General features: G+C 63.1%; 24 protein-coding genes. 15 read left to right on the top strand and 9 right to left on the bottom strand.

The features are described from left to right. The first annotated feature begins 44 nt into the window (after positions 1-44). Positions 45-704 carry an SGNH/GDSL hydrolase family protein gene (locus tag C5J24_RS02710; RefSeq protein ID WP_105415400.1) on the top strand — a complete coding sequence of 220 codons (660 nt, stop codon included), beginning with the start codon at positions 45-47 and terminating at the stop codon, positions 702-704. Positions 705-770: 66 nt separating this feature from the next. Here the strand turns inward: C5J24_RS02710 and C5J24_RS02705 are convergent, their stop codons facing one another. From C5J24_RS02705 to C5J24_RS02670, 8 genes are all read right to left on the bottom strand, one after another. Next, a complete protein-coding gene (locus C5J24_RS02705) occupies positions 771-1,952 on the bottom strand; it encodes a mandelate racemase/muconate lactonizing enzyme family protein (RefSeq protein WP_105415398.1) in 1,182 nt (393 codons plus the stop codon). Between the two features lie 10 nt (positions 1,953-1,962). Beyond that, positions 1,963-2,874, bottom strand: coding sequence for a dihydrodipicolinate synthase family protein (locus C5J24_RS02700; RefSeq protein WP_105415396.1), 912 nt, complete (start codon positions 2,872-2,874; stop codon positions 1,963-1,965). After that, positions 2,871-3,707 carry a carbohydrate ABC transporter permease gene (locus C5J24_RS02695; RefSeq protein ID WP_105415394.1) on the bottom strand — a complete coding sequence of 279 codons (837 nt, stop codon included), beginning with the start codon at positions 3,705-3,707 and terminating at the stop codon, positions 2,871-2,873. Before C5J24_RS02695 ends, C5J24_RS02700 begins: the two co-directional genes overlap by 4 nt. Position 3,708: 1 nt before the next feature. Beyond that, positions 3,709-4,641 carry a carbohydrate ABC transporter permease gene (locus tag C5J24_RS02690; RefSeq protein WP_051909353.1) on the bottom strand — a complete coding sequence of 311 codons (933 nt, stop codon included), beginning with the start codon at positions 4,639-4,641 and terminating at the stop codon, positions 3,709-3,711. A 256-nt stretch (positions 4,642-4,897) separates the two neighbouring features. After that, entirely contained in the window at positions 4,898-6,169 is a 1,272-nt protein-coding gene (locus tag C5J24_RS02685; protein WP_105415390.1) for an ABC transporter substrate-binding protein, read from the bottom strand. 85 nt (positions 6,170-6,254) lie between these two features. Continuing rightward, complete coding sequence (locus tag C5J24_RS02680; protein ID WP_105415388.1) at positions 6,255-7,061, bottom strand: SDR family NAD(P)-dependent oxidoreductase; 807 nt, start codon at positions 7,059-7,061, stop codon at positions 6,255-6,257. Next, the gene (locus C5J24_RS02675) at positions 7,058-8,152 is read right to left on the bottom strand and encodes an ABC transporter ATP-binding protein (RefSeq protein ID WP_105415386.1); all 1,095 of its coding nucleotides are present in this window, start codon (positions 8,150-8,152) and stop codon (positions 7,058-7,060) included. Before C5J24_RS02675 ends, C5J24_RS02680 begins: the two co-directional genes overlap by 4 nt. A gap of 17 nt (positions 8,153-8,169) precedes the next feature. Continuing rightward, positions 8,170-9,894, bottom strand: coding sequence for an SMP-30/gluconolactonase/LRE family protein (locus C5J24_RS02670; protein WP_172723828.1), 1,725 nt, complete (start codon positions 9,892-9,894; stop codon positions 8,170-8,172). A 139-nt stretch (positions 9,895-10,033) separates the two neighbouring features. Between C5J24_RS02670 and C5J24_RS02665 the strand changes: the two genes are divergently transcribed. From C5J24_RS02665 to C5J24_RS02645, 5 genes are all read left to right on the top strand, one after another. Further along, positions 10,034-11,185 carry a mandelate racemase/muconate lactonizing enzyme family protein gene (locus tag C5J24_RS02665; RefSeq protein WP_172723827.1) on the top strand — a complete coding sequence of 384 codons (1,152 nt, stop codon included), beginning with the start codon at positions 10,034-10,036 and terminating at the stop codon, positions 11,183-11,185. A 12-nt stretch (positions 11,186-11,197) separates the two neighbouring features. Next, positions 11,198-12,121, top strand: coding sequence for a 2-dehydro-3-deoxygalactonokinase (locus C5J24_RS02660; RefSeq protein WP_105415383.1), 924 nt, complete (start codon positions 11,198-11,200; stop codon positions 12,119-12,121). Between the two features lie 2 nt (positions 12,122-12,123). Next, complete coding sequence (locus C5J24_RS02655) at positions 12,124-13,053, top strand: 2-dehydro-3-deoxygalactonokinase (RefSeq protein ID WP_105415381.1); 930 nt, start codon at positions 12,124-12,126, stop codon at positions 13,051-13,053. 12 nt (positions 13,054-13,065) lie between these two features. Then, positions 13,066-13,686, top strand: a complete 621-nt coding sequence (locus C5J24_RS02650; RefSeq protein ID WP_105415379.1) for a 2-dehydro-3-deoxy-6-phosphogalactonate aldolase — start codon at positions 13,066-13,068, stop codon at positions 13,684-13,686. A gap of 94 nt (positions 13,687-13,780) precedes the next feature. Further along, a complete protein-coding gene (locus tag C5J24_RS02645; RefSeq protein WP_105415377.1) occupies positions 13,781-14,431 on the top strand; it encodes a class I SAM-dependent methyltransferase in 651 nt (216 codons plus the stop codon). Positions 14,432-14,440: 9 nt separating this feature from the next. Here C5J24_RS02645 and C5J24_RS02640 read toward each other — a convergent pair whose 3' ends face one another. Next, positions 14,441-15,292: a MurR/RpiR family transcriptional regulator gene (locus tag C5J24_RS02640; RefSeq protein ID WP_038543847.1), complete on the bottom strand. Its 852-nt coding sequence runs from the start codon at positions 15,290-15,292 to the stop codon at positions 14,441-14,443. 228 nt (positions 15,293-15,520) lie between these two features. On the opposite strand from C5J24_RS02640, the gene murA reads away from it, so the two are divergent. From murA to C5J24_RS02595, 9 genes are all read left to right on the top strand, one after another. Beyond that, positions 15,521-16,777, top strand: coding sequence for a UDP-N-acetylglucosamine 1-carboxyvinyltransferase (gene murA / locus C5J24_RS02635; RefSeq protein WP_105415375.1), 1,257 nt, complete (start codon positions 15,521-15,523; stop codon positions 16,775-16,777). Then, complete coding sequence (locus C5J24_RS02630; RefSeq protein WP_105415373.1) at positions 16,774-17,658, top strand: N-acetylglucosamine kinase; 885 nt, start codon at positions 16,774-16,776, stop codon at positions 17,656-17,658. The genes murA and C5J24_RS02630 overlap by 4 nt, the downstream gene beginning before the upstream one ends. Positions 17,659-17,839: 181 nt before the next feature. Then, positions 17,840-18,763 carry an N-acetylmuramic acid 6-phosphate etherase gene (gene murQ, locus C5J24_RS02625; protein WP_046633822.1) on the top strand — a complete coding sequence of 308 codons (924 nt, stop codon included), beginning with the start codon at positions 17,840-17,842 and terminating at the stop codon, positions 18,761-18,763. Positions 18,764-18,842: 79 nt separating this feature from the next. Then, entirely contained in the window at positions 18,843-20,363 is a 1,521-nt protein-coding gene (locus tag C5J24_RS02620; RefSeq protein ID WP_105415371.1) for an ABC transporter substrate-binding protein, read from the top strand. Between the two features lie 36 nt (positions 20,364-20,399). Next, positions 20,400-21,362 (top strand): ABC transporter permease, encoded by a 963-nt coding sequence (locus C5J24_RS02615; RefSeq protein WP_105415369.1) that lies wholly within the window; start codon positions 20,400-20,402, stop codon positions 21,360-21,362. Continuing rightward, positions 21,362-22,201, top strand: coding sequence for an ABC transporter permease (locus C5J24_RS02610; protein WP_205836913.1), 840 nt, complete (start codon positions 21,362-21,364; stop codon positions 22,199-22,201). Before C5J24_RS02615 ends, C5J24_RS02610 begins: the two co-directional genes overlap by 1 nt. Further along, complete coding sequence (locus C5J24_RS02605; protein WP_105415366.1) at positions 22,198-23,943, top strand: ABC transporter ATP-binding protein; 1,746 nt, start codon at positions 22,198-22,200, stop codon at positions 23,941-23,943. Before C5J24_RS02610 ends, C5J24_RS02605 begins: the two co-directional genes overlap by 4 nt. A 12-nt stretch (positions 23,944-23,955) precedes the next feature. Continuing rightward, positions 23,956-24,981, top strand: coding sequence for a serine hydrolase (locus C5J24_RS02600; protein WP_105415364.1), 1,026 nt, complete (start codon positions 23,956-23,958; stop codon positions 24,979-24,981). A 10-nt stretch (positions 24,982-24,991) separates the two neighbouring features. Further along, on the top strand, positions 24,992-26,107 hold the full coding sequence (locus tag C5J24_RS02595; protein ID WP_105415362.1) for an anhydro-N-acetylmuramic acid kinase: 1,116 nt from the start codon (positions 24,992-24,994) through the stop codon (positions 26,105-26,107). Positions 26,108-26,133 lie beyond the last annotated feature (26 nt).

Raw genomic sequence — 26,133 nt, 5'->3', positions numbered from 1 at the left:
AGTTTATGGCGGCGGCTGTCAAGCGGGAAAATGAAGGAAAGTTGATGAGGTTTGCGGAGCATTTGAAATCGCTGGAAATTTCCGGCACCCGCGTATTCGGCGACAGCGTCACCGCCGGCTTCAACGCCTCGCGGGCCGAACTTGCCTGGCCGGCACTGTTTGCCAGTGCGGTCGAAGGCTTCCCGATCCGCAATCACGCCATCCCGGGAACGGTGCTGCAGGGCTCAAAGCTTGTCGATGGAAAGCCGAGATTGAACAACGGTGTCGGGAGGTTTGTTCAAGCACTTCTTGATCAGCCGCACGAGGACGCGATCCTGATCCTCTACGGCTACAATGACGCTCGCTACACTGCGGCTCCCGAGACTATGAGTGTCGCAGGCTTCGTGCGGGATTATAGCCGTATCCTGAAAGGGCTGATCGCCGCCGGGCACGGGCAAAGGATCGCGATCGGCAGCCCGCCCTATATTCCGGATGCCGGATTTTCGGTTGGAAGCGCAGGGTTCACCGGCCAGACCCGCCAGGGCTTTGAGCGTTATGTGGAGGCGGTCCGCGAGCTTGCCCGGCAATTCTCGGTTTTCTATGCCCCGGTCTACGAAAGGATGATGGAGCACGGCGACGGACTTCTCGCCTCGCCCGACATCACCCACCCCAACGACGCCGGCCACCGGGTGATCTTCGAAGCGTTCCGGGATGCCGCACGGTGATGATCTCAGGCGCTGCGCCCAGTCGCCATGCGGCGACAGCCCCTTCAACAGTCGACGTCGATCCTGTCACCGTCTGACGACAAACTCGAACACGTCCTCCTTCGGCTCGACGCCGAGACCGGCGCCGGTCGGCACCACATAGGTGCCCTCGCCCGACGCCATGTCGCCCTTTGTATAGGTGAGGTTCCGGTCGAAGATCGAGTGCTGGTATTCGTGATAGGGCACGTTCTGCAGCGCCGACGCGGCCTGCAGGCTCGCCGCCATGAAAATGCCGACGCTGATCGATGCGTGCGGCATGATGTTCATGTGAAAGGCCTGCGCCATCTGGCCGATGCGGATGAACTCGGTGATGCCCGTATGGCCCATTTCCGGCTGCACGATGCTCATCGCCCGCTTTTCGAACCGCGGCCTGTATTCGTAGGTGGTACGCAATTCCTCGCCGAGTGCCAGCGGCACGCCGATGCCGGCCGCAACCCGCGCCTGGCCCTCGAGGTTCTCCGGCTGTACCGGCGCCTCGGCAAAATAGAGATTGTAAGGCTCCAGCCGCCGGATGATGCGGACCGCCTCGCCCGCCTCGAATTTCCAGTGCAGGTCGACCATCAGGTCGATATCCGGCCCGACCGCTTCGCGCAGAGCCGCCATTTCCTTGACGATATCCTCCTCGGAGACCACTGCCGCGAACTTGATGCCCTTGTAGCCCTTGCCGACCCAATGGACGGCCAGATCACAACGCTCCTTCAGCGTCGCCTTCGGCAGGCCGGAGACATAGGCACGGATCGTATCGTGCCGCCGCCCGCCGAGCAGCGTCGAGACCGGCACCCCGAGGTTCTTGCCGGTCAAATCCCAGAGCGCGATGTCGACGCCTGCCAGCGCGTCGAGATAATAGCCGCCGAAGAAACCGCGCACCCGCATCAGGTCGTAGAGGTCCTCGTGGATGACCGCCGCATCGCCCGGATCGCGGCCGATGATGACCGGGCCGAGCACGTCGTCGATGATCGCCTTGGTCGCCTCCGGCGCGACGATCCCATAACACTCACCCCAGCCGACCTTGCCGCTCTCGCCGGTGACCTTGATCAGCAGCGCCATGTCGGTCGAGGGATAGATGGTGCGGTTGCCCTTGCGGATCAGGTAACCGCGCGCGTTGATCGCCTCGCCTTCCTTCAGAGGTCCGAGATAGGGCACCTCGCGGGGAATGGAAATGATGAAGGTCTCGACCGAGACGATCGCATCGACGACGTTTTTCGGCATGGGTTCTAGCTCAGTTCGGCTTGTGATTGGTATAGGGCAGATCGGCCTCCGCCAGAAGCAACGCCAGTTCCTTGGCATCGCCCTCGTCGAATTTCGGCCCCTTGCCGCGCACGAACGTGTGCTTGATCACACCTCGGCGGCGCAGCACTTCCTTCGTCATGTGCATACGGAAGATGGCCTGGAAATTCAGAAGCGGCAGAGAGACGTTATAGAGCTTTCGTGTCGTCGCGACATCGCCCTTCTGCCAGGCATGGATCATCTGCGCATGGATATCGGCAAGCTCGGCAGCAGGCATGGTGCCGGCCGCACCGCGCGCCAGTTCATCGGTAACGTAACGTCCGCCGGCGCCGCCGAAGATCGCATCGAGGGAGCCGTTGGCAGCAGCCTTGATGCGTGTGAGATGCTGGCCGCAGGGCGCGGTCTCCTCCTTCACGTAGCGAATTTCCGGCACGGCATTGGCAACCGCCGCCACTTCTTCCGGCGTCAGCCCCGCGCCGATCGGCTTCGGCTGGTTCTGCAGCATGATCGGCACACCCGCATCAGCCGCCACTTCCCGGAAATAAGCGGTCTGGGCAGCGATGTCGTTACCGAGAGACAACGGCGCCATCACCATCGCCGCCCCTGCCCCGATCTCGGCCGCCTGCGCCACATGTTTCGCCGCAGCCTTCGGGTCCGGATCGCTGGCGCCGATAATGATCGGGATGCGCCCGCCGATGCGTTCCGCCAGCAGTTCCACCTGCCGCATGCGTTCTTCCGGCGTCAGCGTGTCCACCTCGCTGGCGACGCCGGGATAAACGACGCCGTCCACGTTGCTTTCCAGCGCGAAGTCGATGATCGATAGGAAATCCGTCTCGTCGATCGATCCGTCGTCGCGGAACGGTGTGGGAAGAACGGGGAAAGCCCCGGCAAGGATCTTGCTCATTTGACTGCTCCGGCGGTGACGCCCTGAATGAAATAACGTTGGAGGAACATGAAGGCCGCGACGATGGGCGCAGACGCGATCAGCGATGCCGCCATGGCGCCGCCCCAGTCGGAATTGACCTCGTTGAGATAGGTGAGAAGCAGGCCCGGCCCGATGGTGCGCTTCTCGTCCGAGACGATCAGCGTCATCGAATAGAGAAGGTCGTTCCAGGACCACATGAAGGAATAGAGGAACACCGTGACGATCGGGGGGATCGAGATCGGGATGACGATCGTGTGGAAGATCCGGAGATCGCTCGCACCATCCGCCCGCGCCGCATCGATCAGCTCGTCCGGCACCTGGGTAAAGTAGCTGTAGAGCATGTAGGTCGAGACCGGCAGCGCAAAGACGATATAGCTGAGGATCAGTCCCGGCCGGGTGTCGAGCAGGTTCAGTTCGCTCATCAGCGGGTAGATCGAGATCAGCAGCAGGCCGAACGGAAACATCTGCGCCGAGAGCATGAACAGCATCACCGGCTGGCGACCGAAATAACGGTATTTGGCGAAGCTGAAGCCGGCATAGAGCGCCAGCAGCGTCACCAGCGCGGCGCTGCAGGTCGAGGTGATCAGGCTGTTCATCAGGTACATCGGCAGCTTGCCGGTGGTCAGCGCCCGGATGAAATGCTCGAGGCTCGGCATGGTCGGAAACGGCGTCGGCACCACCCGGTAAAGCTCGGCATTCGCCTTCAGGGACGAGATCACCAGCCAGTAGAGCGGGAAGAACAGGAAGAAGCCGATCACAGCGAGGGCGGCAAAGAAGACGACTTTTGCCTGACGGGAGGAAAGGTCGAACATCTCAGTTTCCTTTCACCAGCATGCGCAGATAGAGGAAGGCAGGCGGCAGGAGCGCCGCAACCCAGAGCACGCCGACGGCGGAGGCAAAGCCGATATCCCACTGCTCGAAGGCACGGCGATAGACCTCGACGGACAGAACCGTCGTCGCCCGCACCGGCCCACCGCCGGTCAGCGCGTAGATCGTATCGAACTGCTGCAGATTGCCGATTACGCCGAGCACGACGACGATCATCAGGACCGGTCGCAGGTGCGGCAGGATATGGTCGCGCAGCACCGCCCAGTTGCCGGCGCCATCGACGCGCGCCGCATCGATCTGCTCCTTGTCGAGGTTCTGCAGGCCGGCCAGGAAAAAGGACATGAAAAGCGGGATGGAGAGCCAGATCTTGGTCAGCACCACCGCGAGCATCGCGCCCTCAGGCGTCGACAGCCAGGCCTGCGGGTAGTCGATCAGGCCCAGTTCCATCAGGAAGGCGTTCAGCACGCCGTAGCGGGAATTGAAGATCCAGCCCCAGATGAAGGCGCTGACCGTCGAGGGAAGCACCCAGGGCAGCAGCGACAGCGAGCGCAACACCGCGCGGCCGGCAAACGGCTGGTTCATAATCAGCGCCCAGCCAAGCCCGGCGACCAGCGTGCCCGTTGTCGTCAACACCACATAGATGGCCGTCGTCCAGAACGCCGCCCAGACATCCGGGTCCGACGCGATCTTATAAAAATTCTCGAAGCCGATGAAACGCGGCTCCATCATCTCGACGGTGTATTCGAACAGCGACAGGCCAAGCGCCGACAGAAACGGATAGAGAATGACCGCAGCAAAGGCGATCGCCGCCGGCAGCAGCAGAAGCAGCCCGATGCGGTTCTGCCCCGCTTTCAGGCCCCCGCGGTTCGCATGCGGCGAGACCGGATAGGCACCGACATTGTTTTCGATCACGGCCATAGAGGCTATTTCCTGTTCGATACACTTTCGAGTTTGGGACCTGTGCAAGTACGGTCCCCTCACCAACAAAATCTGCGACTTAGCTGAAGCTAAGATCATGATTTTGTAACCTCTCCCGCAAGGGGAGAGGTAGAACGCCGAGTTTGCGGCACCGGTATCTCTCCCCTTGCGGGAGAGAACGCGATTTCAACATCTTAGCGCAGCTAAGTGTTAGAAATCGCAAGTGAGGGGATCGCCCTCACCCGCGATCGCCGACCTATTCCGACTTCTTCGCCTTCTCCATGCTGGTCGTCAGCCGAGCCTGCATGGACTTGATGGCATCGTCGGCCGATTTCTGGCCGAGCAGCGCGCCCTGCACTTCCTCGCCGATGATGTTGGTGAGGTCGGCGGCATTGGACCAGATGCCGACTTCGTTGCGGCGGGCGTCACCCGTCGCGGCCGACCAGTTCTTGAGATAGGCGTCGTCGGCAACCGCCGCGCGGGCGGACTTGGTGACCGGCAGCGCGCTCATCTTCAACGGAAGATCCGTCTGCACCTTGTCCGAAATGATGTAGGTCAGGAACTTGTCGGCCGGATCGTCAGCCTTGGCCTTGCCGCCGGCGGCGAACTGCACGAGCAGATGTCCCCACTGGACGGAAACGGACTTGTCGCCAGCCTTCAGCACAGGTGTCGGCATCGGCAGCACGTTGGCATCGAAGGCCTGGCCCTTGCCGGAGAAATCCCGCAGGAAAGTCCGGGTCTGCGGAGCGTCGAGATAGAAGGCCGAAGCGCCCTGCGCCAGCAGGCGGCGCGAATCCGGGCGGTCTATTTCAGGAGCGGCCAACCGGTCCTTCAGCAGGCCGACCATGAAGCCGAGCGCATCGCGGCTCTGCTGGCTGTCGACGACGACCTTGCCGGCGTCGTCGATGATCCGGCCGCCATGCACCCAGTTCCAGACCATGAAGTCGATCAGGATCGAGCCGTTGTTTTTGGTCGCCATGGAGTACGGCACCGAGTTGGGTACCTTGTCGCGCACCGCGACCAGGGCTTTCTTGAAGTCTTCGACGGTCTTCGGAGCGTCATTGATGCCGGCCTTGGCGAGCACTTCCTTGTTGGCCACCATGCCGATCGAACCGGACAGAAGCGGCAGTGCAAGCTGCTTGCCGTTGATATTGCCCATGGCGAGCGCATCCGGCGCGAAAGCCGCTTGAAGCTTGTCCTTGCCGTAGACCATGTTCAGGTCGACGAGATTGTCGAGGCTCGCGAAAGTCGGCAGCCAGCGTTCGGAAAGCTGGGCGACATCTGGCAGGGTTTTCGACCGGGCGCGCAGAAAGATATTCTTCTGCATGTCGCCCCAGGCGAAGCCGAGCGGCTCGACCGTCAGCTTCTCGGTCTTCTGGAAATTGTCCAGGACGCCCTGGACGATCGCCTTGTTGGCTTCTTCCGCGTAAGTGAAGCTCATGAAGCTGAGATCGGCTGCCTTGGCGGCACCCGAGCCGAGCGCAAGCGCGACGGCGGCAGTGCCGATCAGTCTGGTAAAGGTATTCATCAGATCCTCCCGAAACGATGATGATGGAACTCTGTTTCAACTCGAAAAGGGTCAAGCGGCGAGCGCCGTATCCGCCTTGCCCTCGTTAGACGACGCCTCCATCAACGATGAATGTCTGCGATGTGATGAGGCGGGAATCGTCTGCCGCCAGGAACAGCGCCATGCGGGCGATATCGGGCGGCAGCAGATGCTCCTTGAGGCACTGAACCTCGAGGTATTCGGAAAACTTGCCCTGGTAGACACGCTTGGCGCGCTCCACCTGGCGCTCTGTCAGCACCCAGCCGGGCGCGATCGAGTTGACACGGATATTGCGTGTCCCCAGTTCGCGGGCGAGCGACTTGGTCATGCCCATGACGGCGGATTTGGCGGTCGTATAGAAGATCAGCCCGGCCGCACCGCGCATCCAGGAGATCGAGCCCATATTGATGATCGACCCGCCGCCAGCCTCCGCCATTTCCGGCACGACCGCCTGGACCGCGAAGAACTGATGGCGCAGGTTGGTCTGGAAACGCTCGTCCCAATAGTCCGGCGTCACGTCTTCGAGCGGCATGCGATCGTCATTGCCGGCATTGTTGACGAGGACACGGATCGGTCCGATTTCGGATCGCAGCGCCTCGATCCCGTCCTTCAGGGCGTCGATGTCGCGCAGGTCCGCGGTACCATAGAACGGCTTGTTGCCGGTCTTTCTCGCGACTACCGCGGCCGTCTCGTCGGCAACATTGGCATTAAGGTCGAGGAACCCGACCCTGCAGCCCTGGGCGCAAAAATGCTCGACCAGCGAGGCTCCGATACCCGAACCGCCGCCGGTGATCAGCACGCCCCTGCCCTTGAGGCTCGGATACTTGGCGGCCTCGACCTCGGCCTTTGCGATGAGTTCCGGATGGATGCTCATGCGGCCTCCAGGGCGACTGGACGCGCCGAAGCCAGTGACAGGCCATCAGCGGAAAAGACGTGGATCATGGCCGGATCGACGTGCACGCCGATCGGCTCCCCGCGCTTGACGGCCCGGTCGCCGGAAAGCCGCACGACAACCATCTCCTCGGAGCCTTCGAGCGCCACATAGGCATAGGTGTCGCTGCCGAGATGTTCGGTCATGGTAACGGTCCCAGCGAGCGAATCCGGGGCGCCACGGCTCACCAGCTCCACATGCTCCGGCCGGATGCCGATCTCAGCCGGCGCTGAAGACAGGTTGCGCGGCAAGCGGACTTCGCCGCCCGGGACAGTGAACGCGCCCTCGCCCTTTCTGGCACCGAGCTTCAGGAAATTCATGCGCGGCGATCCGATGAAGCCCGCTACGAAGCGGTTGACCGGCTTGTTGTAGAGATCGAGCGGCGAGCCGATCTGTTCGACACGGCCGGAATTCAGCACCACGATCTTATCGGCCAGCGTCATGGCCTCGATCTGGTCGTGGGTGACGTAGACCATTGTCGTGCCGAGCGTATCCTTCATCCGGGCGATCTCGATACGCATTTCCACTCGCAGCGAGGCGTCGAGGTTGGAAAGCGGCTCGTCAAACAGGAAGATGCGCGGTTCGCGAACGATGGCGCGGCCGATCGCCACGCGCTGGCGCTGGCCGCCGGAGAGCTGGCGGGGCTTGCGCTCCAGATAGCTGTCGATGCGCAGTTTCTTGGCGGCCTGGGTGACACGGCTGTTGATTTCCGACTTTGGCGTGCCGGCAAGCCGCAGCGCATAGCCCATGTTCTCGGCAACCGTCATATGCGGATAGAGCGCATAGGATTGAAAGACCATGGCAATGCCGCGCTTGGCCGGCGGCACGTCGTTCACCAGTTCGCCGTCGATCGCCATCTTGCCCGAGGTGATTTCATCGAGCCCGCAGATGAGCCGCAGCAGCGTCGATTTTCCGCAGCCGGACGGGCCGACGAAGGCGACGAATTCGCCGTCTTCGACCGTCAGGTCGATACCCTTCAGGACTTCGGCCGAGCCGAAGGATTTACGGATGTCTTTGAGTTCAAGCTTGGCCATGAGTGTCTCTTGATGTCTCAGCCCCCGAACATCTGGGCTGCCTGGCCCTTGATGCCGGTATCGATGGAAAACACGCTGCCGGAGAGCGGCGCTTCGGAAAGTTGGGCTGCCGAAAGCCGGATGCGGGCGGATGTCACGAACAGGGTCTGCATGTCGACACCGCCGAAGACGCAGCTCGTCGGGCGCGGGATCGGCAGGTTGATCACCCGCTCCACCTTGCCCTGCGGGTCGTAGCGGGTAACGCACCAGCCGTCCCAATGGGCGATCCAGACGAAACCTTCCGCATCGACCGTCATGCCGTCCGGCTTGCCCTCGGCTTCCGGCACCGTAATGAACACACGCCGGTTGGCGACCTCGCCGCTTTCGATATCGAAGTCGTAGGCATAGACCGTCTGCCGATTGGTATCGGTGAAGTAGAAGGTGCGGTCGTCCGGGCTCCAGCCAAGCCCGTTCGAGACGTGGAAACCGCGATCCATCTCCCGCGAGCGACCGTCCGGGTCGATCCTCCAGAGCCGCCCCTGGTCCGGCGTCGTGTCGATCGCGAGCGTCCCCGCCCAAAGCCTGCCGCGACGGTCGCATTTGCCGTCGTTGAAGCGATTGCCGGGACGGTCGGCCTCCGGCCGCGAAATCGTCGTGATGTCGCCGGTCGAAAGATCGATGCCGCGGATCTCGCCATGCATGGCGGCAACGAAACCGCCACGGGAACGAGGAATCACGAAGCCAATCAGTTCCGGCACCTGCATCGATGTATAGGTGCCCTTGGCGGGATCGCCGGTATGGACGGCAGGCGCCAGGATATCCACGAAATAGAGCTTCTTGTGCTCCGGCGACCAGTGCGGACCTTCGCCGAGAAACGTGCTTGCCGGAATGACGCAGCGCACGTCTGCGCGATCGGGGCCGAGAGGACGCGGCTTGACCGCAAGCGACATGGGAAACTCTCCAAAATTGCCGGATGTGCGGCGCGCCGCCTCGATGACGTCGCGGCCGAAAGCGTGCAACCGGTCGACCGGCAGGCGGAAGGACGGGCCGATAATGCCGATCGCGCCGATCGGTTCGCCACGATGGTTGAGGACGGGTGCTGCGACCGAGGAAATGCCGATATGCTGCTCGTCGACCGAGACGGCGTAGCCACGTGCCTTGGTAAGATCGAGCTGGCGACTCAGCTCCTCGGCATTGACGATCGTGTTCGGGGTCAGCCGTTCCAGTTCGATGCCGTCGAGCAGCGCGCGGCGTTTTTCGAGCGACAGATGCGCCAGGATCGCCTTGCCGAGGCCGCTGGCATGCGGTGCTGCACGCGAGCCGACGCCATTGTTGAGGCGCAGCGGTTGCGGCACTTCCCGCTGGTCGATGTAGAGGACGCTGCCGCCGTCGAGCACGCCGAGACGAATCGCCTCACCGGTCAGGTCGCGAAGTCGCGCCAATTCCGGTTCGGCCGCGCCGCGCAGATCGAAATTGTCCCAGACCTTGTGCGCCCATTGGAACAACCGCGGCGCCAGCCGGTAGACTTGGTCGCGGGTATCGAAGTGGAGCAGCCGCTCGTCGACGAGCGCCTGCAGCAGCCGGTGCAGCGTGCCCTTCGGCAATTGGGTCTGGTCGAGCAGTTCGGTGAAGCGCAGGCCGCGGGCTTCCGCCGCCACGGCATCGACGATCTGGATGCCGCGCGTCAGCGCCTGAACACCCGGCACGCCGCCCGTATCATTGGCGACTTCCTTGTCGATCGCTTCCAATTGTACCTTGGCCATGCCCTCTCCCTGGACGACGATTTTTGATGCCGCTCCCACAGCACGCCGCCTCGCTCTTGCCAAGAGAGTTATCTTGGAACTAAGTTCCATGTCAACGGCGAAACTGAAGCGGCAAGGAAGTTGCCCATGGGAGGATATCTTGCGCATCACCAAAGTGGACCATTGGCTGGTCCGTATGCCGTTCACCGAGGACATCCTGTGGGGTTCCGGGCGGCGAATCGGCACGACCCGGCTGATCTGCCGGATTGAGACGGATGCCGGGATCATCGGCTGGGGCGAGACCATTTCGCTGATCGCCAACGTGCCCGCAGTCTTCGCCGATGTCGTCGCACCCCTCGCAATCGGGTACCCGGTCGCGGATGCGGAACGTTTCCACCGCCATGTGCTCGGCGCCGGCTTCTATCACCACAAGCGCGCCGCAGTGATGGCGATCTGCGCCATGGAAATGGCGATGTGGGATGCGCTCGGCAAACAGGCGAACCTGCCGCTTTATGCCATGTGGGGCGGCCGCTGGCACAACGATGTCGAAGCCGCCGCCTATCTCTTCACCAACGATCCTAAGGGTCTTTCCGAACGGCTGACGCGCTTCCTCGACCTCGGTTACACGACTTTCAAGGTGAAGATCGGCTTCGACGAAAGGAGCGATATCACGCTCGCCGAGACTTCGCGGAAGGTGATCGGCGACCACCCGTTGCGGCTCGACGTCAACGGCGCCTGGAACCCGGCAACCGCAAAACGCCAGCTGGAAAAACTGAAAGCCTTCGATCCCGCTTATGTGGAACAGCCGCTGGAGCTCGACGATCTTCCAGGCCATGCGGCGCTCGTTGCCCGCTCAACGGTGCCGATCGCGCTCGACGAAAGCGCCTATACGCTGTCCGATGTCGGAAACATCATCCGTGCCAATGCAGCCGATGTCGTACTGCTCGACCCTCACGAGGCCGGCGGCCTGTGGCAGACGATCAAGGCGGCGGCGATCTGCGAGGCGGTCGGCATCCCGGTGACGCTGCATTCCGGCGCGGAACTGGCCCTGTCGCAATCAGCCTATATCCATCTCGCGGCATCGCTGCCGAACATGTCGATCGCCATCGATACCGAGCGCGCCTATCTCGGCGGCGATATCTCGCCCAATCCGCCGGTCCTGAAGGACGGCCGTTTCCAGGTGCCGGAAGGCCCGGGTCTCGGCGTCGAAGTGGGTGTCGAACTGCTCGAAAAATACAGCGTATCCGGCATTGCCGGCGCTTATCTCGATACCGAGCGCAAGGACTGGTTCCCGGTCAAACCCGCCTATTAGGATGATTCCCCCATGTATATTGCAATCGAATGGACCTCCGCCGCCTTCCGTGCGCTGCTTCTCGACGACGACACGGTGCATGGCGAAAAGAAGAGCGACCGCGGCACGACCAAGGTCGCAGCCGGCGGTTTCGAGACCGCGCTCCGCGAGGAGCTGGGCGGGTGGATCGACAGGGCCGAAAAAATCCTGTTTTCCGGCATGATCACCAGTCGCAACGGCTGGATCGAAAGCCCCTTTGCCCCGGTGCCGGCTGGGCCTGCGGATTTGTTGGCCCAGGCGGTTACGCATGAGGTCGAAGGTCTGCCGCCGCTGATCTTCCTGCCCGGCATCGCCCAGACCAAACCCTTGCCCGACGTGATGCGCGGTGAGGAAATGTCGCTCTTCGGTCTCACGGAAACCGACGGCATCTTCGTGCTGCCCGGTCCGCATGCCAAATGGGTGACGATGGAGGGCGGCCGCATCACGGCGATCACCACCTACATGTCGGGCGAAATCCTCAATCTGCTCAAGAAGGATTCGCTTGTCTCGCGCCTCATCCCCGCGACGTACGAGGAGCGCCCGGACGCCTTTCGCCGCGGGGTCCAGACAGCGCTTGAACAGGAAACTCTACCCGGCCGCATCCTCGCCCGCGTCTTTTCAGCGCGCAGCCTGGTCCTGTTCGACCGTCTGGCGCCGGAAGAGATCGCCGACTACCTCGCCGGCCTGATGATCGGCGCGGAAATTTCGGAAGCGCTTGGGCAGGACAAACCGAGGAAAATCAATATTGTCGGTCACGCCGCGCTCGCCGAGCGTTACAAGACGGCGCTCGAGATTTTCGGGGCGCGCGCAAATCTCGTCACGCCCGACATCGGTGCCGGTTTCCGCTGGGTCGCCTCTCGACAGGGTGATACGTCACGGGCTATCGAAGGGGCGAAAGCCGCTTCGGGAGAAATGTGACCATGCCCAAACCCACCTCGATCATCCTCGATTGGGGAACGAGTTCGCTGCGCGCCATGCTGGTTTCGGAAACAGGCGAAACGCTCGATACCCGCGATACGTCGAGCGGCGGCATCCAGTTCGTCAAGAACGGCGCCTTCGAGCAGGCGTTGATGGAAACGGTGGGCGAATGGTTTTCGGCGCATGGCCCCCTGCCCGTCCTGGCAAGCGGCATGATCACCAGCCGCAACGGCTGGGTCGAAGTACCCTATGTGGACACGCCCGGCGGGATCGCCGAGCTTGCCGCCGGCACGCGCAAACTCTCTCTTCAGAACGGCGCCGTCATCACCTTCCTGCCCGGCATGCGCGATCCGGCCGCAAAACCCTTTCCGGATGTGATGCGTGGCGAGGAAACCCAGATCGTCGGCTACGGCCTCGGGCGCGACCGCACCCTGGTCCTGCCCGGCACCCATAGCAAATGGGCACGGGTCAGGGACAACCGCATCGATGGTTTCCAGACCTACGCGACCGGCGAGGTATTTTCGCTCCTGACCAAACATTCGTTCATCGCCAAGGCTCTCGAGCCGCAGCCGGGCGCCGAGCCGGACTGGCAGAGCTTCGATCGCGGGGCGGAATTCGCAGCGAGCGATTCGGCCGCCGCCGATGCCTTCCTGTCGGCGATCTTCAGCGCCCGCACCGGCATTCTCGACGGCAAATTGAAGCCCGAGAATATCCTCGATTACGTCTCCGGCCTCGTCATCGGCTCGGAATTCCGCCAGGCGCGCGCTGCCGGCTGGCTCAAGAACGGCGATACGATCGGCATCGTCGGCAACAACGTGCTCAACAGCCGCTACGGCCGGATCGCGCCCCTGTTCGGCCTGACGGTCGAACCCGCTTCGGAAAACGCCGCGAAACGCGGCATCATGCTGATCGCGGCCGAAGCCGCGCAATAAAGGAGTTTCGAGATGACCTTCGAAGAGGCGCTCAAAGCATGCAATCTCGTCGCCATCCTGCGCGGCATCAAGCCGGAGGAGGCTGAAAGCGTCGGCGAGGTGCTGGTCGAGGCCGGCTGGCGGATCATCGAAGTCCCGCTGAATTCTCCCGACCCGCTGAAGAGCATCGAAAAGCTGGTCAGACGTTTCGGAGACCAGGCACTGATCGGAGCTGGCACCGTACTGACACCTGCCCAGGTCGCCGATGTCGCCGCGACCGGCGCCAAGGTGATCATCTCGCCGAACGCGAATGTCGAGGTCATCAAGGCCAGTCGCGCGGCAGGCATGGTGAGCCTGCCGGGCGTCGCAACCCCGACGGAAGCCTTCGCGGCGATCGAGGCCGGCGCCAGCGGCATCAAGGCCTTTCCGGCGGAAGCGATCCCGCCCTATGTCATCAAGGCATGGAAGGCAGTATTGCCGAAGGATATCCCGGTACTCGCCGTCGGCGGTGTTACGCCCGAGAATATGGCTGTCTACGCGCAGGCGGGCACAGCCGGTTTCGGCATCGGTTCCTCCCTCTATAAGCCGGGTGCCGACCTCGCCTCCATCGGGCAAAAGGCGAGAGAATTCATCGAGGCGATGCGTGCCCTCTGAGGTCTGAGCCCTCGTCGCAAAACCGTCGTGAAGCGGAACTATCGTTTTCGTCCTGAGTTTCAGCCCAATTCGCGGCAAATCGGAGGGGACGATCTTGGCAGTTATCCGCAACAGCGCCGAACATCAGCAGAAGGTGTATGAACGGTGGGCGCCGGTCTATGACCGGGTCTATCGAGGCTTGCTGCGCGACGGGCATCGAACCGTCGCGAAGCTCGCCGCTGAAGCCGGACGGGACATCCTCGAAGTCGGCGTCGGCACCGGGCTGGTATTGCCCTATTATCCGAGCCATTGCCGGGTCACCGGCATCGATCTTTCCGAACACATGATCGCCAAGGCGCGCGAGAAGGTCGCGCGCGCCGGCCTCTCCCATGTCCAGTCGCTGCATGTCATGGATGCGCACAATCTCGAATTTGCCGATCGCTCGTTCGACGCCGTCTGCCTCCCCTTCGTCATCACGCTGATCCCGGATCCCGAACGCGCTCTTGACGAGTGCGCCCGCGTGTTACGCCCGGGCGGCGAGATCATCGTTGCGAGCAAGCTCGGCGACGGGCGCGGTCTGCAAGGGGCGATCGAGGAAGCCGTAGCGCCGCTGGTGCATCGGGTCGGGTGGAGCTCGTCCTTCCGCATCGCCCGGATTGTCGAATGGGCGAAGCGCCGAGGCGATTTCGAGGTGGCGGAAATCCGTCGCGTGTTCCCGAACGGTTTCTTTAAGGTCATGCGCCTGAAGCATCGCCTGGCCGCGTGAACTCGAGGATCACTTGGCCTTCAGGACCGAGACCGCAAGTTCGCTGTTGTGGACGTATTCGTTGGCATCCGGCTGGCGTTGGACCAGCAGGATGAACAGCAAGTCCGTCAGCATCAGCTGCGCATCGCGCGCGGTGATGGAGGATGAGCGCACCCGCTCCTCGTCCGCGACCGTATAAAGTCGGATATCTGCCGCCTGCATCAGCGGATTGCCATTGAGACCGGTAATGGCGATCACCGTCGCGCCGCGTTGGCGCGCCAGTTCGGCGATCCTCAGCGTCTCGAAACTGGTGCCGGAATAGGAAAGCGCCAGCAGCACGTCCTGGCTGTTGAGCGTCGAGACATTCGCCATCTGCACATGGCTGTCGCTGTCATGCAGCACGTTGCGCCCGAGCTTCATCAGCTTGTAGGAAAAGTCGCGGGCGACCAGCGACGATGCCCCGACGCCGGCCATATGGATGCGCCGCGCATCGTTGAGAGCCGTCAGGGCCCGCTCGATCTCCTGCTCATTGTTGACCGCAAGCGTCTGCTGCATGGACAGCATCTTGCTGCCGATCAGCTTCTGCAGGATCGTCAGATAACTGTCCCCGACCTCGATCGAGCCGTGGATCATGCCGGGAGGCGCATGCCATTCCTGCGCCTTCGCCTCGCTGACGGCGAGTTTCAGCTCCTGGTATCCGGCAAAACCCAGCTTCTGGCTGAACTTCACGACGCTCGACTGGCTGCGCCCCGTCTCGGCCGCAAGCGCTGCCGAGGAAAGCCGCAGCATCTGGTCCGGATTGTCGAGGATGAACTGGCCGATCTCCCGGTCTGCCGGTGCCATATCCTCGAGCTGCGCGTTGATCTTCTTTAAGACTGACATGCGTTCCTTCGGAAGCTCCGCGATACGGCCTTGGGTCGGGTGGAGGATATCACCGGAACGGTCCTCCGCAACAGCGTTTCCATTCCCGAGCCGAGGATGGATTATCGCAGATAATGCCGCACAAAGGAATAAAAAATTCCGAATGATTGACAGAGACGCGCCGTAGTTTAGTTTCCAGGAAGCGCAGATTGATTTGAGATTCACCGCACCTCTTCGACAGGTTTCGTCATGGACAGATTACGGATCGTCGGCGGTCATCGGCTCCAGGGAGCCGTCACCATTGCCGGGGCGAAAAACGCGGCGCTCCCGCAGATCGCGGCGACGTTGCTGAGCCCCTACCCGGTCGAACTCACCAATCTGCCACAGGTCAGCGATGTGGAAAACATGCTGGGGGTCGTCGAGCTGCATGGCGCCGCCGTCACCCGCACCGGCCATTCCACCATCGTCGATGCCAAGGCAATCGCCTCGAAAGAAACCTCCTACGACACCGTTCGCAAGATGCGCGCCACCGTGCTCGTCCTTGCACCGCTGCTCGCCCGCTTCGGCCAGGCACGCGTATCGCTGCCGGGTGGCTGCGCCATTGGCGCGCGCCCGGTCGACATGCATATCAAGGCGCTCGCCGCGTTGGGGGCGGACATCGATATCGAGAACGGCCTGATCGTCGCCTCGGCACCGGGCGGATTGAAGGGTGGCCGCATCGTGCTTCCCTCCCCCTCCGTCGGCGCCACGGAGACGGCGATGATGGCCGCCACCGCCGCCAGGGGCGAAACCGAGATTCTCAACGCCGCCCGCGAACCCGAAGTCGCCGATCTCGCCGCCTGCCTGATCGCCATGGGCGCACGCATCGAAGGCGCCGGCACCCACCGCATCCTGGTCCAGGGCTCAACCACCTGGCAACCGGCGAAACATCACGGCATTCCCGACCGCATCGAAGCCGGAACCTACGCCGTGGCAGCCGCCATCACCGGGGGCATGCTGGAGCTGACCAACGCACGGCTGGAAAACATGGCCTCCATCGTGCAGGTGCTGGAGGCGATGGGCGTCAGCATCTGGCCGAGCGATCGCGGCCTTGTCGTTTCTCGCGAAGGTCCGCTAAGGGCGACGGATATCACCACCGAGCCCTATCCGGGTTTCCCGACCGATCTGCAGGCGCAGTTCATGGCGCTCGCCGCCTGTGCTGAAGGCGCTTCACTGATCCGCGAAACCGTCTTCGAAAGCCGTTTCATGCACGTGCCGGAGTTGATGCGCCTCGGCGCCAATATCGCACTACAAGGCACCACCGCACTGGTACGCGGCGGCGCCCCATTGAAGGGCGCGCAAGTGATGGCGACGGATCTGCGCGCCTCCGTCTCGCTTGTACTCGCCGGGCTGGTCTCGTCGGGCGAAACGACCATCAACCGGGTGTACCACCTCGACCGTGGTTACGAACAACTCGACCGCAAGCTTGGCCAGTGCGGAGCGGATATCGAGCGGATCAGCGCATGACGGCCGGAACCGAACGCTTTTTCCTGGGTGTCGATGGCGGCGGTACCGGCTGCCGCGCCCGTATCGAGGACGAATCCGGCTCCGTTCTTGGACAGGGTCTTTCCGGCCCTGCCACGACGCGGCTCGGCATCGAACAGGCCTGGGCCTCGATCTCGCGCGCGTTCAATGCCGCCTTCGACGAGGCCGGGTTCGGGTCTGACGAGATAGGCCGCACCCATGTGGGCATCGGGCTTGCCGGCACCGGCCGCAAGGGTTCGGTCGAGGCCTTGAAGGCGATCCCGCACTCGTTCGCCAGCATCGATTTCGTCAGCGACGGAATGGGGGCCTGCCTCGGCGCCCATTCCGGCCGTGACGGCGCGATCGTCATCGCCGGCACCGGCTCGATCGGTCTCGGTTTTGCCGAAGGCCGCAGCCTGCGCGTCGGTGGTTACGGATTTCCCATTTCCGATGAAGGAAGCGGCGCAGATCTCGGCCTCAAAGCTGTGCAGCTGGCGCTTCGCGCGCATGACGGACGGATCGAAAAAACCGCTCTGCTGATCGAGGTCATGCAGCGCTTCCAGAACGATCCTTTCGAAGCCATAGCCTGGATGGATCGTTCGTCCGCCACCGACTATGCCTCGCTTGCGCCGATGGTGATGCGGCATGCGGACCAGGGTGATTCCGCCGGCCGTCGCATCGTCCAAAGTGCTGCCGAGCAGATCGACACGCTGGTCCGCACGCTGTTCGATCAAGGCGCGCCGCGCGTTACCCTGCTTGGCGGCCTGTCGAGCCCGCTCGAGGCCTGGCTGGCGCCCGACGTCCGCCGCCGCCTGAAGCCCGCCGACGGCGATGCCGTCTCAGGCGCGATCATCCTCGCCCGCCAAGCTGTCAAAGCCTCCTGAACCGCGATCCTGCCTACTGAAAAGGCTGGGTGATATGGAATAATATATTCCAATTTTCAATTGACTCATGGAATGGATGATCCTAATCCTTTGAGAAAGAGTAACAAAGGGTGAGGAGCAACATCGTATGACGCCGATCCTGCGAAGCGCTGCACCGCACTCTGATCTCGAAGGCAGGGTCATGAGCGACGAACGGCTGATATCCGAACTGGAAAGATTGGTTTCGGAAGACCGCAATCCCCGCTCCATGGATATCGATCTGCTGCCGACAGTCGATGTCCTGCGTGAAATAAACGAGGAAGATCAGGGCGTTCCCGCAGCCGTCGAGAAGGTGATCCCGCAGATCGCCGAGGCCGTGGAAGAAATCGTTCGCGCTTTCCAGAAGGGCGCGCGGCTGGTCTATATCGGTGCCGGCACCAGCGGCCGCCTCGGCGTACTCGATGCTTCCGAATGCCCCCCGACTTTCAGCGTCCCCGAAGGCATGGTCGTCGGCCTGATCGCCGGCGGCAGCCACGCCCTGCAGCACGCCGTCGAAGGTGCCGAGGACAGCCCGGAACAGGGCCAGCAGGATCTCGTCGACATCGGGCTAACCGCAGACGACGTCGTTGTCGGCATCGCCGTCAGCGGCCGCACCCCTTACGTCATCGGCGCCCTGAACTATGCCAAGGGGCTTGGAGCGAAGACGGTCGCCCTCTCCTGCAATCCCGACGCCGTTATCGCCGACATTGCCGATATTGCCATCTCGCCGGTGGTCGGCCCGGAAATCCTCACCGGCTCGACGCGGCTGAAGTCCGGCACCGCCCAGAAGCTCGTGCTCAACATGCTGACCACGGCGAGCATGATCCGCATCGGCAAGAGCTATCAGAACCTGATGGTCGACCTGCATGCCAGCAACCAGAAGCTCGTCGCCCGCGCCGCCCGCATCGTCATGCAGGCGACCGGCTGTACGACGGAAGAGGCGCGCCGCGTGCTTGACCTCACCGGCAACGACGTCAAACTGGCGATCCTGATCGCGCTGACGGGAATGGATGTCGATACGGCGCGCGTGGCGCTCGACGATGCTGGAGGCTTCCTCCGCAAGGCAATTGATGGGAAGACAGCGTAAAGCTGCTGAATGACGGGCCGCTGCTCGAATATGGCTGGGGTCGAGACAACGAACAGATATCAAAAGAGGGAGAATCAAAATGGGAAGACATCTTTCGACTAAACTGCTGTCCGGCCTTGCGCTGGCCGTCACCATCGGCGCCACCGCGATCGCCTCGCCGGCATCGGCCGCGTCGCTGAAAATGGCCTGGAAGCAGGATGCGACCGGGCTTGATCCGCACAAGCAGACTGCATTTTCCTCGATCCGCCTGCTGGAACTGATCTACGAGCCGCTCGTCCGCCTCAACAAGGATTTGCAGATCGTCCCGGCCGTCGCAGCCTCCTGGGAATTTGCAGCCGACGCCAAGCAACTGACCTTCAAGCTTAATCCGAACGCAAAATTCCAGGACGGCAAGCTGGTGACCGCCGCCGACGTGAAGGCCTCGTTCGAGCGCCTTCTCGACGAAAAGACCGCCGCCGCCGCGCGCGCCAACTTCCTGTCGATCGCCTCGATCGAGACTCCGGACCAGACGACCGTCGTCTTCAAGCTGTCGCAGCCGGACGTGCCGCTCCTGACCGCCATGGCGAGCATCAACGCCGCCATCGTACCGGCCGCTGAAATCGCTGCCGGCACCATCGGCACCAAGGCGCTCGGCTCCGGCCCGTTCAAGCTCGACAAGTGGGAGCCTAATTCCAAGGAAACGCTCTCCGCCAACAAGGATTGGGCCGGTGGCAAGGTCGCGATCGACGGCATCGACATCAGCGTCCTGCCGGACGAGACCGCTATCCTTGCGGCGCTTCGCACCAAGCAGGTCGATTTCGCGCTGATCAACGATCCGCTGGTCGCAACCCTCGTGCCCAAGGAGCCTAGCCTTGTGCTCAACCGCACGCCGGTTCTCGCCTACCACGTCCTGCAGATGAACCCGTCCCGCAAGCCGATGGACGTTCTCGCCGTGCGCCAGGCAATCTCCTGCGCCATCGACCGCAAGGACGTGCTCGACACGGCTTCGGTCGGCGAAGGTAAGGTCACCGGCCCCCTGACGATGCCCGGCTACACGTCCGACGCCAGCACGCTGTTCTGCTACAAGCAGGATATCGCAAAGGCGAAGAAGCTGATGGCTGACGCGGGTTTTGCGAACGGCTTTACCGCGACCGTGATCGCCGCCAATGGCGAACCCGCGACCGCTGCCGCAGAAGCGCAGGTCCTCCAGTCCCAACTCGCCGAAATCGGCGTCAAGCTCAACATCAAGATGATGGAGCTCAACGTCTATGTCGACGCCTGGCTGAAGGGCGACTTCGATATGGCGGTGGCGCTGAACGGTGGCCGTGCCGATCCTTATTCTATGTACAACCGTTACTGGACCAAGACCGGCAACCTGCAGAAGGTCACCAACTACATCGACGACACGCTCGACAGCCTGATGCAGAAGGGCCGCGTCGAGACCGACCCTGCCAAGCGCAAGGTCATCTTCGCCGACTTCGAAAAGCACCTCGTCGAAGTCGCCCCCTGGGCCTGGCTCTACACGTCTTACAGCTATACGGCACAGCAGAAGAACGTGCAGGGCTTCGTGCCGACGCCGGAAGGCTCGCTGTTCGGCCTGAGCAAGGTCACGTTGCAGTAATCGCGAAAGCATGACGGATACGAGGTTGGTGGGCGAATGAGTTACCTGGCGCGACGGCTGTTGACGTTTCCGCTCGTGATGCTCGGGGTCTCCGTCCTCGTGTTCGTCGCAATTCGATTGGTGCCGGGTGACGCGATCACCGCGATGCTCGGCACCGAAGCCGGCCTGCTGACGCCGGCGCAGAGGGCCGCGCTCTCGGCCTATTTCGGCATCGACAAACCGATCCTGGTGCAATACTGGAGCTGGCTTCTTGGGGTCGTCCAGGGCGATCTCGGCATTTCGGTGATCCACGGCAAGCCGGCTCTCACCATCATCCTCGAACGTTTCCCGCTGACGCTGCAGCTCGCATTGATGTCCATGTGCGTGGCGCTGCTCGTCGGCCTGCCGGCGGGCGTATTCGCCGCCACCCGCAACGAAAAAATGTCCGATCTGGCGGTACGCATCTTCGCGATGATCGGCCAGTCGACACCCAATTTCGTCGTCGGCCTGCTGATCATCTATGCGCTGTCGGCCGGTTTCGGCATCCTGCCGGCCATGGGCGAGTTCACGCCGTTCCTGACCGACCCCTTGCGCAATCTCGGCCAGATGATCCTGCCGGCGATCACGCTCGGTTTCGCCTTCGCCGCCTCCGTCACCCGCATCTCCCGCTCCGCCATGCTGGATGTCCTCTCCGACGACTATGTCCGCACCGCCCGCTCCAAGGGCGTGCCGAAACGCAGCGTCATCTGGCGCCATGCCTTGCCGAACGCACTGATCCCGGTCGTCACCCTGAGCGGCGTCGAATTCGGCTATTTGCTCGGCGGCGCAGTGCTCGTCGAGCAGATCTACGCCCTGCCCGGCCTCGGCCGACTGGTGCTCGAAGCGATCCTGCAGCGCGATTATGCGCTGGTGCAGGGCTGCGTGTTGTTCATTGCCTTCAACTTCATGGTGGTCAACCTGCTCGTCGACCTCGCCTATGTGACGCTCGATCCGCGCATCCGGCTCGGTGAGGGCAACTGATGTCGATTCTGCGCGCAATTTTCAGCCATTCCAGCGGCAGGATCGGCGGTACGATCGTGGTGATCTATGTGATCGTCGCGCTGCTCGGCATGTCCGGCATCACGCCTCACAATCCGCTGCAGCAGTTCCGCATCGACCGCCTGCATGCGCCGAACGCGGCCTACTGGATGGGCACCGACCTGTTCGGCCGCGATGTCGCCAGCCGGCTGATGAACGGCATCGGCCAGTCCTTCCTCGTCGCCTTCTGCTCGGTGGCGATCGCGACGTTTGCCGGAACCGTGCTCGGCCTCACGGCCGCCTGGTTCGGCAAGGCCTGGGATGGCCTGGTCATGCGCATCATGGACGTGCTCCTTGCTTTCCCGGCCATCCTGCTCGCGCTCCTGATCATCGCCGTTGTCGGCCCCGGCACCTGGACGAGCGTCGCTGCGATCGCCATCGTCTACACGCCGATCTTTACTCGCGTCGTGCGCGGTCCAGCGCTCTCGATCAAGGCCCGCGAGTTCGTCGATGCTGCCCGCACCTTCGGTTCGAGCCGACGCTATATCCTGACCCGGCATCTGCTCCTCAACCTGGTGGCGCCACTGACCGTTCAGGTGACGCTGGCGCTCGCCTGGTCGCTGCTGACCGAGGCCGGCTTGAGCTTCCTCGGCCTCGGCACCCAGCCGCCTGCATCCTCGCTCGGCCTCATGCTCGCCGACAGTCGCAACCTGATGGAAAACGCGCCCTGGCTGCTGATCTTCCCGGCGGTCGCCATCATGATCAGCATTCTCGGCTTCAACCTGCTCGGTGATGCCCTGCGCGACATCCTCGACCCCAAGACGCGGAGGTCCGCGCAATGACATCGCTTCTCTCGGTATCCGGCCTGCGTGTGGGCTTCGGGCGTGATCCGAAGCAGAACGAGATCGTCAAGGGCGTCAGCTTCAACCTCGACGCCGGCGAGACGCTGGCGATCGTCGGCGAAAGCGGCTCCGGCAAATCGGTCACGGCGCTCTCTATCAACCGGTTGGTCGATTTCGGCGGCGGCCGGATCATCGGCGGTTCGATCACGCTGAGACGGGCCGATGGCAGCGTGCTCGACATCACCAAGGCTGAAGAGCCGGTGCTCGAAAAAATCCGCGGTTCCGAGATCGGCATGATCTTCCAGGAACCGATGACTTCGCTGAACCCTGTGCTGACGATCGGCCGCCAGATCGAGGAATCGTTTCGCCTGCATCGCGGGTTGACCGGACGTCAGGCGACGGCCGCGGCCAAGGACGCGCTCGACCGGGTGCGCATCCCGGACGCCGCGCGGCGCCTTAAATACACGCCGAACCAGCTTTCCGGCGGCATGCTCCAGCGCGTCATGATCGCCATGGCGCTCGCCTGCAATCCGCGCCTGCTGATCGCCGACGAGCCGACGACGGCGCTCGACGTGACGGTGCAGGCGCAGATCATGGCGCTGCTCGGCGAATTGAAACGCGAGACCGACATGGGGATGATCTTCATCACCCACGACATCGGCCTCGTCGCCGGCATTGCCGACAAGGTCATGGTCATGCAGGCCGGCGAAGCGGTCGAGCAGGGCCCGCTCGGCGACGTCCTCGACCAGCCGAAACATCCCTATACCCAACACCTGCTCAGCGCCGTGCCGCATTTCGAATCCGGCGGCGCCGCCCGTTCCGATTTCAGCCGCACGCAGTCCGAGGTGATCGCGCCCGCGCTGACGGTCGATGGCCTGACGGTGCGCTTCAAGGTGGCAGGCAGCATTCTCAGCCGTTCGCCGGGCTCTGTCCATGCCGTCGAGAATGTCGGCTTCGACCTGATGCCGGGCGAAACGCTGGCGATCGTCGGCGAAAGCGGCTCCGGCAAGTCGACGACCGCCCGCGCCATCCTGGGGCTCGTGAAGCCGACGCGCGGCAGCTTCTCCGCCAACAACGGAACGATCGTCGACGGCAGCGACCCCTCCGTGCAGATGGTCTTCCAGAACCCCTACGCCTCGCTCAATCCGCGCCTGCGGATCGACAGCATCCTTGCCGAACCGGTGATCGCCGCCGGTGGCCGGATCGATACCGGAACGCAGGAAAAGATGGTGGCGCTGCTGAAGCGCGTCGGCCTGCCCGAAAACAGTCTGCTGCGCTACCCGCACGAGTTCTCCGGTGGCCAGCGCCAGCGCCTCTGCATCGCCCGCGCGCTGATGCTCAATCCGTCGATCGTCGTGCTCGACGAGGCGGTTTCGGCGCTGGACGTCTCCGTCCAGGCCAAGGTGCTGGAACTGCTGGTCGACCTGCAGCACGAATATGGCCTCGCTTATCTTTTCGTATCGCACGACATGGCGGTCGTCGAACGTATCGCCCACCGCATCGCCGTGCTTTATGCTGGCCAGATCGTCGAGATCGGCAATGCCGCGTCGGTCCTGTCCAGCCCGCAGCATTCCTATACCAAGCGGCTGATCTCCGCCGTACCGAGCATCGAGCGCCGCAACCAGCATTTCGAACTCGATACCCGCCTGGTCCCGTCTCTGGTTCGGCCACCGGGTTTTGAGCCGCCGCCCGCCGAGTGGCAGGCCTATGGACCGGATCACCGGGCGCGGGCGGAAGCCTGAGGATGTAACGATATGAAAGACAAAGCTTCCGCCAGTCCCGAACTTGCCGCCGTCTTCGAGCGCGCCTTCGCCCCGCTCGAACAATCCGTCGCCGCCAGGCGCATTCCGGGCGGAGTGCTCGGCATCGTCGACCTGAAACATGGGCGCATGACCCGAGCCGTCGGCTCGGCGCAGGTTATTCCGGTTGAACGTCCGATGACCGTGGATACCTGGTTCGATCTCGCCTCGCTCACCAAGGTGATCTTCACCACGACGCGTATCCTGAAGCTCGCCGACGACGGCACGATCGATCTCGACGCGCCGCTCACCACCCTGCTGCCGGACCTGCGCCAATACAATGCAGAGGCCTGGGAGCGGAAGATCACCTTCCGCCAGTGCCTCGGCCATCAGACGCCGTTCCCGGGTGTCGAGCCGATCTACACCTACGGCCGCGATCCGGACCTGCTCCGCGCCTTTATCCTGCAGCGGGAATGGAAGGCCGGTCCGCCGGTCTATTCCGACATCAACTTCATCCTGCTCGGTTTCGCGCTCGAACGGCTGGCGAAGAAGCCGATCCGCGACCTCGATCCCGGCCGGGGCTTCGCCTGGTCTGCCGATCCGGAAAATTCCGCCGCCACCGAAGACTGCGCCTGGCGGCAGCGGATCCTGTCGGGCGAAGCGCACGACGAAAATTGCGCGGCGCTGCAGGGTTCCGGCCACGCGGGCCTGTTCGGCACGGTGATGTCGGTTCTGGATTTCGCCGAAAGCCTGCTCGACGGCACCGGGGCATCCAGGAATGCGATCGCGCTGATGCGCGCACCACTTTCGAACCGGCGGACCCATGGCTGGGAGCAGCCCTATGTCGACTGGTGGGGTGGCAATCTATGCAGTCCCGGAACGATCGGCCATACGGGCTTTACCGGCACAAGCCTGCTGATCGATTTCGACAGGGACCGTGCCGTGATCCTTCTCACCAACCGCATCCACCCAACCCGCCATTTCGACAGCGGAATCCTGCCGCTCAGGCAGGCGGTCTGCAATCTCGTGAACCAAACCTGAGGAGCTGATCATGGAGCCAATCTGGGCTGTCGGCCTGATGACCGGAACCGTTCTCGACGGCAATATCGACGTGGCGCTCCTGAAGACGGACGGCGAGACGATCGACACGTTTGGCGCCTATACGCTCGCCCCCTACCCGCCGGAAATCCGCACCCTCCTGGAGGAGACGCTCGCTCAGGCCCGCGTCTGGAATTTCGAAGGACCGGATCCGGCGATATTCCGTGAAGCCGAACAGGCGCTCACAAAGGCGCAGTCCTACGCCGTCAGGGAGCTGGTCGAAAGCACGGGGCTGACCATGGCCGATATCGGCATCGTCGGTTTCCATGGCCAGAGCGTGCTGCACCGAGCACCCACCAAAGACAGGCTCGGCGACACCCGCCAGCTCGGCGATGGCGAGCTGATGGCCTCAATCCTCGGCACCAAAGTCGCCTACGACTTTCGCTCGGCGGATGTACGCGCTGGCGGACAGGGCGCACCGCTTGCCGCCGCCTATCATTCGGCTCTGCTGCGCGGCGTCGATACCAGCGGCGATACGGCGGTGCTCAATCTCGGCGGTGTCGCCAACGTCACCTGGTGGGACGGCAAGGATCTGATGATCGCCTTCGACACCGGCCCGGCCAATGCACCGCTCAACGATTTTATCAAGGCACGGGGCCTCGGCGAGATGGACCGCAACGGCGCGCTCGGCGCCTCCGGCAAGGTCGACGAGGACCGCCTCGCAAAGCTCCTCGAGCATCCCTATCTCACGGCGCCCTATCCGAAATCGCTCGATCGTTTCGATTTCACCGCCGCCATGGCGGACGGTCTCGACGATGCCACCGGCGCAGCAACCCTTTCGGCCTTCACGGCGTCCGCGGTCGGTAAGGCACTTGATCTTTTGCCCCACCGGCCGAAACGCTTGATTGTCAGCGGCGGCGGCCGCCACAACCCGACGATCATGTCGATGCTCGAAAGCCGTGCCGGCGTGAAGGCCGTTTCCGCGGATACGCTCGGCTGGCGCGGCGATGCTGTCGAGGCCGAATGTTTCGCGTTCCTCGCGGTGCGCGTATTGCGCGGCCTGCCGATCAGTTTTCGCACAACCACCGGTGCACCAAAGCCCTTGCAAGGTGGTCGGCTCGCCGGGTAAGTCCCGGCTTTCGAAATTGCAGGATC

The organism is Neorhizobium sp. T25_27 (genome assembly GCF_002968565.1).
GTDB lineage: Bacteria > Pseudomonadota > Alphaproteobacteria > Rhizobiales > Rhizobiaceae > Neorhizobium > Neorhizobium tomejilense.
Note: the sequence above shows the minus strand (reverse complement) of the source record. Positions and strands in the feature narration are given on the sequence as shown.

Excerpts from the sequence above, each read along its gene's own strand:
- C5J24_RS02710 (WP_105415400.1), top strand. The coding sequence starts at position 45 with ATGAGGTTTGCGGAGCATTTGAAATCGCTGGAAATTTCCGGCACCCGC.
- C5J24_RS02705 (WP_105415398.1), bottom strand. The coding sequence starts at position 1,952 with ATGCCGAAAAACGTCGTCGATGCGATCGTCTCGGTCGAGACCTTCATC.
- C5J24_RS02700 (WP_105415396.1), bottom strand. The coding sequence starts at position 2,874 with ATGAGCAAGATCCTTGCCGGGGCTTTCCCCGTTCTTCCCACACCGTTC.
- C5J24_RS02695 (WP_105415394.1), bottom strand. The coding sequence starts at position 3,707 with ATGTTCGACCTTTCCTCCCGTCAGGCAAAAGTCGTCTTCTTTGCCGCC.
- C5J24_RS02690 (WP_051909353.1), bottom strand. The coding sequence starts at position 4,641 with ATGGCCGTGATCGAAAACAATGTCGGTGCCTATCCGGTCTCGCCGCAT.
- C5J24_RS02685 (WP_105415390.1), bottom strand. The coding sequence starts at position 6,169 with ATGAATACCTTTACCAGACTGATCGGCACTGCCGCCGTCGCGCTTGCG.
- C5J24_RS02680 (WP_105415388.1), bottom strand. The coding sequence starts at position 7,061 with ATGAGCATCCATCCGGAACTCATCGCAAAGGCCGAGGTCGAGGCCGCC.
- C5J24_RS02675 (WP_105415386.1), bottom strand. The coding sequence starts at position 8,152 with ATGGCCAAGCTTGAACTCAAAGACATCCGTAAATCCTTCGGCTCGGCC.
- C5J24_RS02670 (WP_172723828.1), bottom strand. The coding sequence starts at position 9,894 with ATGGCCAAGGTACAATTGGAAGCGATCGACAAGGAAGTCGCCAATGAT.
- C5J24_RS02660 (WP_105415383.1), top strand. The coding sequence starts at position 11,198 with ATGTATATTGCAATCGAATGGACCTCCGCCGCCTTCCGTGCGCTGCTT.
- C5J24_RS02655 (WP_105415381.1), top strand. The coding sequence starts at position 12,124 with ATGCCCAAACCCACCTCGATCATCCTCGATTGGGGAACGAGTTCGCTG.
- C5J24_RS02650 (WP_105415379.1), top strand. The coding sequence starts at position 13,066 with ATGACCTTCGAAGAGGCGCTCAAAGCATGCAATCTCGTCGCCATCCTG.
- C5J24_RS02640 (WP_038543847.1), bottom strand. The coding sequence starts at position 15,292 with ATGTCAGTCTTAAAGAAGATCAACGCGCAGCTCGAGGATATGGCACCG.
- murA (WP_105415375.1), top strand. The coding sequence starts at position 15,521 with ATGGACAGATTACGGATCGTCGGCGGTCATCGGCTCCAGGGAGCCGTC.
- C5J24_RS02630 (WP_105415373.1), top strand. The coding sequence starts at position 16,774 with ATGACGGCCGGAACCGAACGCTTTTTCCTGGGTGTCGATGGCGGCGGT.
- murQ (WP_046633822.1), top strand. The coding sequence starts at position 17,840 with ATGAGCGACGAACGGCTGATATCCGAACTGGAAAGATTGGTTTCGGAA.
- C5J24_RS02620 (WP_105415371.1), top strand. The coding sequence starts at position 18,843 with ATGGGAAGACATCTTTCGACTAAACTGCTGTCCGGCCTTGCGCTGGCC.
- C5J24_RS02615 (WP_105415369.1), top strand. The coding sequence starts at position 20,400 with ATGAGTTACCTGGCGCGACGGCTGTTGACGTTTCCGCTCGTGATGCTC.
- C5J24_RS02610 (WP_205836913.1), top strand. The coding sequence starts at position 21,362 with ATGTCGATTCTGCGCGCAATTTTCAGCCATTCCAGCGGCAGGATCGGC.
- C5J24_RS02605 (WP_105415366.1), top strand. The coding sequence starts at position 22,198 with ATGACATCGCTTCTCTCGGTATCCGGCCTGCGTGTGGGCTTCGGGCGT.
- C5J24_RS02600 (WP_105415364.1), top strand. The coding sequence starts at position 23,956 with ATGAAAGACAAAGCTTCCGCCAGTCCCGAACTTGCCGCCGTCTTCGAG.
- C5J24_RS02595 (WP_105415362.1), top strand. The coding sequence starts at position 24,992 with ATGGAGCCAATCTGGGCTGTCGGCCTGATGACCGGAACCGTTCTCGAC.